At 64.8% G+C, this 8,741-nt stretch carries 10 protein-coding genes; 8 read left to right on the top strand and 2 right to left on the bottom strand.

Features of this window, described 5'->3' with window-relative positions; translation table 11 throughout:
* Positions 1-83 precede the first annotated feature (83 nt).
* Positions 84-458, bottom strand: coding sequence for a hypothetical protein (locus ACQP1G_RS13460; RefSeq protein ID WP_433203097.1), 375 nt, complete (start codon positions 456-458; stop codon positions 84-86).
* Complete coding sequence (locus ACQP1G_RS13455) at positions 455-838, bottom strand: nuclear transport factor 2 family protein (protein WP_433203094.1); 384 nt, start codon at positions 836-838, stop codon at positions 455-457. The genes ACQP1G_RS13460 and ACQP1G_RS13455 overlap by 4 nt, the downstream gene beginning before the upstream one ends.
* Before the next feature lie 91 nt (positions 839-929).
* Here ACQP1G_RS13455 and ACQP1G_RS13450 point away from each other — a divergent pair, with 91 nt between their 5' ends.
* The 8 genes from ACQP1G_RS13450 to ACQP1G_RS13415 all read left to right on the top strand — a co-directional run bounded on the left by ACQP1G_RS13450 (position 930) and on the right by ACQP1G_RS13415 (position 8,740).
* Positions 930-2,066, top strand: a complete 1,137-nt coding sequence (locus ACQP1G_RS13450; RefSeq protein ID WP_433203091.1) for an acyl-CoA dehydrogenase family protein — start codon at positions 930-932, stop codon at positions 2,064-2,066.
* A gap of 94 nt (positions 2,067-2,160) precedes the next feature.
* Entirely contained in the window at positions 2,161-2,949 is a 789-nt protein-coding gene (locus ACQP1G_RS13445; protein ID WP_433203088.1) for an enoyl-CoA hydratase/isomerase family protein, read from the top strand.
* A 37-nt stretch (positions 2,950-2,986) separates the two neighbouring features.
* Entirely contained in the window at positions 2,987-3,358 is a 372-nt protein-coding gene (locus tag ACQP1G_RS13440; protein ID WP_433203085.1) for a Zn-ribbon domain-containing OB-fold protein, read from the top strand.
* Positions 3,355-4,506 (top strand): thiolase family protein, encoded by a 1,152-nt coding sequence (locus ACQP1G_RS13435; RefSeq protein ID WP_433203082.1) that lies wholly within the window; start codon positions 3,355-3,357, stop codon positions 4,504-4,506. The genes ACQP1G_RS13440 and ACQP1G_RS13435 overlap by 4 nt, the downstream gene beginning before the upstream one ends.
* 27 nt (positions 4,507-4,533) lie before the next feature.
* Positions 4,534-5,742: an acyl-CoA dehydrogenase family protein gene (locus ACQP1G_RS13430; protein WP_433203079.1), complete on the top strand. Its 1,209-nt coding sequence runs from the start codon at positions 4,534-4,536 to the stop codon at positions 5,740-5,742.
* Positions 5,739-6,749: a phosphotransferase family protein gene (locus ACQP1G_RS13425; RefSeq protein ID WP_433203076.1), complete on the top strand. Its 1,011-nt coding sequence runs from the start codon at positions 5,739-5,741 to the stop codon at positions 6,747-6,749. The genes ACQP1G_RS13430 and ACQP1G_RS13425 overlap by 4 nt, the downstream gene beginning before the upstream one ends.
* A 30-nt stretch (positions 6,750-6,779) precedes the next feature.
* On the top strand, positions 6,780-7,982 hold the full coding sequence (locus ACQP1G_RS13420; RefSeq protein ID WP_433203073.1) for an acyl-CoA dehydrogenase family protein: 1,203 nt from the start codon (positions 6,780-6,782) through the stop codon (positions 7,980-7,982).
* The gene (locus ACQP1G_RS13415) at positions 7,979-8,740 is read left to right on the top strand and encodes an SDR family NAD(P)-dependent oxidoreductase (RefSeq protein WP_433203070.1); all 762 of its coding nucleotides are present in this window, start codon (positions 7,979-7,981) and stop codon (positions 8,738-8,740) included. Before ACQP1G_RS13420 ends, ACQP1G_RS13415 begins: the two co-directional genes overlap by 4 nt.
* Position 8,741: the final 1 nt, after the last annotated feature.

The raw sequence follows: 8,741 nt of genomic DNA, 5'->3' as shown, positions 1-8,741 counted from the left end.
GCCGCTGTCGGGACGTGTCCACGGACCGCTGGTGTTCACATCCGCTGATGGCTGGGCCGGCGGTTCACTGACTCAGGACGAGGTCAGCGCGCAAAGGACACTTCCGGGGTACGAGCGATGAGAAGGCGCCGCACGTTGCCTGCCGCGTCGAGCTGCGCGGTGGCGTTGAAGGAAGCCTCGAACGCTCCGCCACGGGTGGTCCGGCCGAGCACCAACTCGCAATCACCCACTACCGCGCCGGTGTCGACGTGATGGACCAGCGTGCTCTTCTCGCGCTGCGCCAAGTAGTCGACCAAACCCGCGCGGTCCCCCACGAATTCGGCGGACAGCCCCGCGCCTTTGGAGAACTGCACCGACATCGCGAAGTCGCCCGAGATCATGCTCAGTACGCGGTCGGGGTCGTCGGAATCCATGTATTCGAACCACCGGGCCAGCACCGGCGGCGCCGCATTCGTCATCGTGCCGCTCCCTCGACGGGGAAATCTGTTGGTATCAGCGCGAATTCAGCACTGAACGACACCTGGTACCGATCGATCAGCCCGTCGGCATCGATATGCATCGCGCCGAGGAAGTAGCCGGTTGTCGTCAGGTCGTTCTCGGTGACGGCGCCGTGCGCGAACTCCACACCGTCGGCGGTGGCCACCCGCAACAGCCGATGCTTGCGATTCACCTTCGGTCGCCCCTGCAGGTATTCGAGCATGGCCGCGCGGCCATGTCCCAGGTTCACTCCGGTGGGCAGCAGCATCGCGAACTGGATGTCTTCGGCGAGTAACGCCACCGCGTCGTCCAGTCGCCCGCTGTCCAAGGTTGCGTAATAGCCCTCGATGGCCGAACTCATGAAATGAACTTAGTTCAGTCTATGTCTTCTTGTCCAGACTCCGGCGCGATACTCTCGATTCATCAAACTGAACTCAATTTAGGTAGGTTAGATGTCCGCACCCGCGATTGAAATGCCATGGCCCCGCACGGATCCACCTGCACTGACACCCGGACCGGAGCAGTCGGAGCTGCGCGAGGTCATCCGCGGCCTACTCGCCAAGCACAGCGATATCGAGCAGGTGCGAACGGCCACTTCCACCGACCTCGGCTATTCACCGCAGTTGTGGAAGTCGCTCGTCGACGACATGTCGGTGACCGCGCTGGCCGTCCCCGAAGACCGCGGCGGCCTCGGCTACGGCATGGTCGAGCTGGGGATCGTGCTCGAGGAATGCGGCCGAGCGCTCGCTTGCGCGCCGGTGTACACATCGGCGGTCCTCGGCGTCCATGCACTGCTGTCGGCGGATCCCATCCAGGGCGACGACCTGCTCGCCGGAGTTCTCGACGGCAGCCTGCTGGCGGCGGTCAGCACCTTGTCCCCCGCCGCCGATCAGGTGCATGCGGAGTCGACGCCGGCAGGGTGGCTATTGCGTGGTACGGCGACCCACCTAGTAGGCGGCGGCACTGCCGATGTGGCCGTCGTTTCGGCACAATGCCCGGACGGTCGCCGCCTGTTCGCTACCCAACCGGGCGCACAGCTCGTCCGAACCGAGCGTGGAGTACTCGACCCCACGCGTCGTCGAGCCGATCTCACCTTCGATCGATGTCCGGCGATCGCGCTGACCGAGGTCGATGCCACCGAGGCGACCGCCGCGCGGCTGGGCGAACTGGCAACCCTGGCGCTGGCCTGCGAGAACACCGGCATCGTCGACCGCCTACTCGAGATGACCGTGGCCTACGCACAGACCCGACACCAGTTCGGTCGCCCCATCGGCTCGTTCCAGGCCGTCAAACATCGGCTGGCCGATCTGCTGGTCACTCTCGAACGTGCTCGATCGGCCTCCCGCTATGCGGCGGCGATCTATGCGCAGGACCCAGGATCGGCATCGTTGGCCGTGGCGGTCGCCGGAGCCGTGTGTACCGATGCGGCGGTTCATGCGGCGGCAGAAGCGATCCAGTTGCACGGTGGCATCGGCTTCACCTGGGAACACCCCGCCCAGTCCTACTTCCGCAGGGCAATGGGAAACGAAGCGATACAGGGTGATTCGCGTGCGCACAGAGCGCGAATCGCCACCCTGATCGGTATCTGAACGATCAAACGACGCCAGCACTCCTGTTGACGCGGAGCGGTTCGCTGGGTAAAACTGAATTGAATCCAGTTCAAGTTCAAGGAAGAGGTTCGAGATGGTGGACACCGACCACATCGTGTTGGAGAAGGACGGCGACGTCGCCCGCGTGTGGCTCAATCGCCCGTACAAGAAGAACGCTGTCACCACAGAACTTCTGCACCGACTCGACGAAATCATCGTCGAGGTCGACAGCGACCCGGATCTCAAAGTCCTCGTGCTACGCGGCCGCGGCAATACCTTCTGCTCAGGCTTCGACCTGGACGAACTGCTTGCCAACTATGTCGGCAGCACCAATGCGATGGATGTCGCGGTGCTCTCGGCCAAGGTGTGCGACCGCCTCTATTCGATGAATACGCCGTCCGTGGCGGTTCTCGAGGGGCATGTGACGGCCGGCGGATTCGAGCTGATGATCTCGTGTGACTTCGCTGTCGCATCCGAGGACGCGCTGATCGGTGACTTCCACATTCGCCGTGCGCTCTTCGGTGGCGCGGGTCCGATCTACCGGTTGCCCCGCATGATCGGTATCCGCAAGACCAAGGAGCTGATGTTGACCGGAAAGCTGCTGTCCGGCAAGCAGGCCGTGGACTTCGATCTGATCAACGCTGCGGCGCCGGCGGACGAACTCGACGCCCTGGTCGCCGACTTCATCGCACCGATCGTCGACAAGAGCCCGTTCGCCATGAAGCTCACGAAGATGACCATCGACCGCGGTCTGGATGCGGACATCCAATCGCTCATGGTGATGGAGCATCTCGCGGTGGGCAACGCCCTGCAGTCCGAGGATGCCCGCGAGGGCGTGAACGCATTCCTCGAGAAGCGCGAACCGAAGTGGGTCGGTCGCTGAACAACGCCGCTCCTTAGGACTCGAAGAGGAGATCGACATGGGCGAGTACGACACATCGGTGCTACAAGGTAGCCGGTGCACGGACTGTAATACCGTCGCCTATCCGGCAACCACCATATGCGCACGATGCGTCCAGCCGACGGCCATCGCACTGGAGTTGAGCACTCGGGGAGTGGTGTGGGCCTACACGGTGCAGCGGTTCCCACCGAAGTCACCACCGTATATCCCTCCTGCCGAAGGCTTTTCACCATTCGCGGTGGGCTATGTCGAGCTTCCGGAAGGTATTCGCATTCAAGCAATCCTCGAGTGCGACGACTTCACCGAGTTGTATCGGGCACCGGTGCACCTCGTCGGCACCGCACCGGTGCCCCGGTTCGCGGTCGTTCCACAGCAAAGAGAAGCGCAGTGACACAAACAGTTTCGATCATCGGAGCCGGGCTGTCGAAGTTCGGCAGGCAGCCCGGCATCACCGGCCGTCAGATGGCGGTCAGCGCCATTGCCGCCGCACTCGACGATGCCGGGGTGACCTGGCCCGACATCGAGGTGGCCTTCGGCGGCAGCGACGGTTCGGGACTCGCCGACACCCTCGTCGCCGAACTCGGTTTCACCGGAATACCTTTCAGCAACGTGAAGAATGGCTGCGCGACCGGTGGCAGTGCACTGTTCTCGGCGGTCAATGCGGTCCGTTCCGGAACCGCCGAGATCGCGCTGGCGGTCGGATTCGATAAACACCCACGCGGAGCCTTCGATCCGACCCCCGCCGACTGGGGACTGCCCGAGGGATACGGCGATGCCGGGCTCATGGTCACCACGCAGTTCTTCGGCGCCAAGATCGGCCGATACATGCGCGAATACAGGATTTCCGGCACAACCTTGGCGAAGGTTGCCGAAAAGGCGTACCGAAACGGCAGCCTGAACCCGAATGCCTGGCGACGGGAAGCGATCTCGGCCGAGCAGATCGCCGCCGCCGATATGGTGAACGACCCACTGACGCGATACATGTTCTGCTCCCCTGGCGAAGGCGGGGCCGCCGTCATCGTCGCCACCGAGGCTGTGGTCCGGCGACTCGACGCTCGCCCGGTCCGGTTGCGCGCGATCAGCCACCGCACCCGCCGATTCGGCTCTTTCGAAGTATTCGGTCCGGCCGTCCAAGGCGGGGGCGAACCGACCAGCGTGAGCGCCGACGCCGCCGCGGCGGCCTTCGAACAGGCAGGCATCTCCCCTGCCGATGTCGATGTCGCGCAACTTCAGGACACCGAGAGCGGTGCCGAGATCATGCACATGGCCGAGTGCGGCTTCTGCGAGCACGGCGAGCAGGAGTCGATGATCGCAGCAGGCGACACCGAGATCGGCGGGCGACTGCCGGTCAACACCGATGGTGGGTGCATCGCCAATGGCGAACCCATCGGTGCATCCGGTCTACGTCAGGTGCACGAGATCGTCACCCAACTGCGCGGCGAGGCCGGTGATCGACAGGTACCCGGAGCGCCGAGGGTCGGCTTCACGCACGTGTACGGGGCGCCCGGAATCAGCGCCTGCACCGTGCTTTCGGTGTGACATGACAACACTTTTCGAGGTGAATCAGTGACCACACAGACACTTCCCGACCTCGTCCGCTTCACCGATGAGGCCCTGGCCTGGTTGCGCAGTGTGGCAGCCCCCCGAGCGGAATCGGTCTGGGGTTCGGGTTCGGATTCGGTAGCCGTTTTCGAGAGCTGGAATGCCGAGGAGGAGCGCGCGCACACCGACCGGATCCGCCGGTACGAGCGCGCCAAGTTCGACGCGGGCTGGGGCGCACTGGACTGGCCCGAGACCTACGGCGGCCGCGGTCTACCCCCGTCATACGTCCTGGCTTTCCGCCGCGCCGAAGCGGACTTCGATGTGCCACGGCGCACCGAGATGTTCTCGGTGACACAACAACTGGTCGCTCCCACTATCGAGCGATGGGGCACCGACGAGCAGCGGTCACGCTATGTCCGGGCGATGCTGCGCACGGATATCATTGCCTGCCAACTGTTCTCGGAGACCGAGGCCGGTTCCGATCTGGCAGCGGTGCGGACGCGCGCTGCTCGATCCGCCGATGGCACGTGGACGCTCGACGGTCACAAGGTGTGGACCTCGGGCGCGAGGGTGTCCGATATCGGCGTCGCCGTGTGCCGAACCGCTTCCGCCGCAGCCAAACACGCCGGACTCACCGTCTTCCTGGTGCCGATGACCGCACCGGGGGTGACCGTTCGCCCGATCCGGCAGATGACCGGCGGCAGTTCGTTCAACGAGGTCTTCCTCGACGGTGTTCAACTCGATGACAGCGACCGGCTCGGACCGGTGGGGCAGGGCTGGGCGGTAGCGCTCACCGTCTTGGCCGCCGAACGCCTCGACGGCGGCAACCTCGGTCTGGCGAACGCGGATCAGGCGGTAGCGCTGGCACGGCATCTCGGACGGGAGCTGACCGAGATCGAACGTGATAAGGTCGCTGACCTGGTAATACGCAGCTATCTACAGCGGATCGGCACTATGCGGGTGGCGGGCGCCGTCGTCGCGGGCAAGGACCCGGGACCGGAGGCCTCGATCGGGAAGCTGCTGGCGACCGACACGATGGCTCGCACCTCCGAGGTGGTACGCCTGCTGCTCGGGCCAGACCTCACCGTGGACTCCGGTCGCTGGGGAACCTTCGCGTGGACCGAGCACATTCTCGGCGCGCCCGGCTACCGGATCGCCGGAGGAACCGACGAAATTCAGCACAACATCATCGCCGAGCGAGTTCTCGGACTACCGAGGGAGCCACGCCGATGAGTTCAGCATCGCGTAGCGATTCCGTGGAGGGTGGCGGTCGGGCGCCGGGTGGGCGTTCCACCGTGGAACAACGCGTCCGTACCCGGCTGCAGGCGGACCTCGACGTGACGGTCACCGCATTCGAGCCGCTGCTCGGCGGACATTCCGGCTTGACGTACCGGGTACGAACGACCGGTGGTGACTTCGTGGTCAAGGCCGTACCCGAGGGACAGCAGGCCATCGGCCGTCACGACATGCTGCGGCAGGCGCGGATCATGGCGGCATTGACGCACACGCCGGTGCCCGTGCCGGGCGTGGTTGCCGTCGATGACCTCGAACCCGCCTGGTTCGCTATGGAATTCGTGGCCGGGGAGGCGTTGGAACCGGTACTGGACGATCCGGCCGTCGAAACCGGTTCGGCCGCGGCCCGGATGCGGCGTGCCGCGGAAATTCTGCCGCGGCTGCACGCGATAGATCTGAGCACCGTGCCCGGCGTGCAAGCACCGCTCACGCCGGACGCAGAGCTCGCACGCTGGGCGCGCACTCTCGGCGCCGTCCCTCCCGACTTCGTCGCCGGTGGCGACCGGCTGCTCGAGTTGCTCGGCCGAACCACACCCGAACCGATCACACCGACACTGGTGCACGGTGATTACCGCCTCGGCAACATCATCGCCGACGGCGTCGAACCGGTCGCGCTGATCGATTGGGAGATCTGGAGCGCCGGGGATCCACGGGTCGAATTGGGCTGGTTCCTCGTCTTTGCCGACGGCAGCAACTTTCCCGGCGTCGGCCGAGAGGTGCCCGGGCTGCCTTCGGCGCAAGAGCTGGTGGACCTCTACGTCTGCGACGGGCCTGCGCTCACCGATATGACGTGGTTCGACGCGCTGGGCCGCCTCAAGATGGCGGCGATCATGGGCCACAACCTGCGCCGGCACCGCGAAGGTCGCCACCACGATCCCGACCAGGAAAAGCTGCCCGCCACCATCGACCGCCTGATCGAGACCGGTACCGCACTACTCGTCGGTTGATGTCGACCTCAGAAGTTCAGGAGCCTCACCATGGATTTCTCCTACTCCCCCCGCACGCAGGATCTGCTCGGCAAGCTCGAATCCTTCATGGACGAGTACGTCTATCCCGCGGAGCAGGTGTTCGACGCCCAGATCGCGGCGAACGACAACCCGCACGAACAGCCGCAAGTCATGCGAGATATGCAGGTCAAGGCCCGCGAATCAGGTCTGTGGAATCTGTTCATGACCCACGACGGCCTCGGTGCCGGTCTCACCAATCTCGAGTATGCGCCACTGGCCGAAGTGGTCGGTCGGTCCATCATCGGTAACGAAGCCATCAACTGCTCGGCTCCCGACACCGGCAATATGGAAATTCTGGCCATGTACGGGACCGAGAAGCAGCGGCAGCAGTGGCTGAAACCATTGTTGGACTGCAGTATTCGCTCCGCATTCGCGATGACCGAGCCAGCGGTGGCCAGCTCCGACGCCACCAACATCACCTCCACTATCGTTCGTGACGGCGACGAGTACGTCCTCAACGGCCGCAAGTGGTACACCTCCGGGATTCTCGACCCGGACTGCCAGCTCATCATCTTCATGGGCAAATCGGATCCACAGGCACCGACATATCGCCAGCAGAGCATGATCCTGGTCCCCCGTGACACCCCGGGAATCGAAGTGCTGCGCGATCTTCCGATGTTCGGCTTCCGAGACCGTCTCGGCCACGGCGAAGTCCAATTCACCGATGTCCGAGTTCCGGCCGAGAACATGCTGGGCGCCGAAGGTGACGGTTTCGCCATCGCCCAGGGCCGGCTGGGACCGGGCCGGATGCACTACGCGATGCGCGCCGTCGGCATGGCCGAGCGCGCACTCGACCTGATGTGCCAACGCTCCCTCGAGCGCATCGCATTCGGCGCTCCATTGGCCGATCGCGGTGTCGTACGCGAGTGGATTGCCCGCAGCCGCATCGAGATCGACCAGATTCGCCTGCTCGTCCTGAAGTCGGCCTGGCTCATCGACAACTACGGCAACGCGGCCGCTCGATCGGAAGTCGCCGCCATCAAGGTTGCGGCAATGGAAGTGGCGCACACCGTCGTCGACCGCGCGGTGCAGACCTACGGTGCCGCCGGCGTCAGCGACGACACCGTCCTGGCACGCCTGTACGCCATCACCCGGGCACTGCAGATCGCCGACGGTCCCAACGAAGTACACCTGCGTACCATCGCCCGCCTCGAATTGAAGAAGCACGCATGAGCACAACGGAATTGACCGGAAAGGTCGCCTTGGTCACTGGCGCCAGCCGCGGCCTCGGACTGGCGATCACGCGCGGACTGCGTGACGCAGGCTGCACGGTTATCGTGTCCAGCCGCAAACTCGACGCGTGCGAGCAGGCAGTGGCCGCACTCGGCGACTGCGATGGGCACGGCAGTGCGCATCCGTTCGCGCTGCACGTCGGCAATTGGGACTCGATCGAACCGGCCGTCGATCGAATCATCGCCGGTTTCGGCAGTCTCGATATCGTCGTGAACAACGCGGGTATCGCACCGCTGGCCGACAACCTGCTGTCGGTCTCGGAAGCACTGTGGGACAAGACCATCGAGGTCAACCTGAAGGGGCCGTTTCGCCTGATGGCGGTGGCCGGTGACCGGATGGCCGCAGCCGGTGGCGGGTCGATCATCAATATCTCGAGTATCGGGGCAGTCCGGCCGAGTCCGCCGGAGGCGATGTATGCGGCGGCCAAGAACGGGCTCAACGCATTGACCATGGCGTTCGCTCAGGAGTACGCACCGACGGTCCGCGTCAATTGCGTGATGCCGGGCGGATTCGCGACGGATATGGCCGAGAACTGGGACGACGAGTTCGTCGGGAAGATCATCGATCGCCTGCCCGCCGGCCGGCTGGGGCAGCCGGCGGAAATCGCCGGTCTGGTCACCCATCTGGCGAGCGCCGCCGCCGGTTACACCACCGGTGCGGTCATTCCCGTCGACGGCGGCCGGACCGCGGTGTACTGAG

The organism is Nocardia sp. CA-107356 (assembly GCF_050946365.1).
GTDB lineage: Bacteria > Actinomycetota > Actinomycetes > Mycobacteriales > Mycobacteriaceae > Nocardia.
Note: the sequence above shows the minus strand (reverse complement) of the source record. Positions and strands in the feature narration are given on the sequence as shown.

What these genes read in the sequence shown, in the direction of transcription:
- ACQP1G_RS13450 (WP_433203091.1), top strand. Translation starts at nt 930, where the DNA reads ATGTCCGCACCCGCGATTGAAATGCCATGGCCCCGCACGGATCCACCT.
- ACQP1G_RS13445 (WP_433203088.1), top strand. Translation starts at nt 2,161, where the DNA reads ATGGTGGACACCGACCACATCGTGTTGGAGAAGGACGGCGACGTCGCC.
- ACQP1G_RS13440 (WP_433203085.1), top strand. Translation starts at nt 2,987, where the DNA reads ATGGGCGAGTACGACACATCGGTGCTACAAGGTAGCCGGTGCACGGAC.
- ACQP1G_RS13425 (WP_433203076.1), top strand. Translation starts at nt 5,739, where the DNA reads ATGAGTTCAGCATCGCGTAGCGATTCCGTGGAGGGTGGCGGTCGGGCG.
- ACQP1G_RS13420 (WP_433203073.1), top strand. Translation starts at nt 6,780, where the DNA reads ATGGATTTCTCCTACTCCCCCCGCACGCAGGATCTGCTCGGCAAGCTC.
- ACQP1G_RS13455 (WP_433203094.1), bottom strand. Translation starts at nt 838, where the DNA reads ATGAGTTCGGCCATCGAGGGCTATTACGCAACCTTGGACAGCGGGCGA.
- ACQP1G_RS13460 (WP_433203097.1), bottom strand. Translation starts at nt 458, where the DNA reads ATGACGAATGCGGCGCCGCCGGTGCTGGCCCGGTGGTTCGAATACATG.
- ACQP1G_RS13415 (WP_433203070.1), top strand. Translation starts at nt 7,979, where the DNA reads ATGAGCACAACGGAATTGACCGGAAAGGTCGCCTTGGTCACTGGCGCC.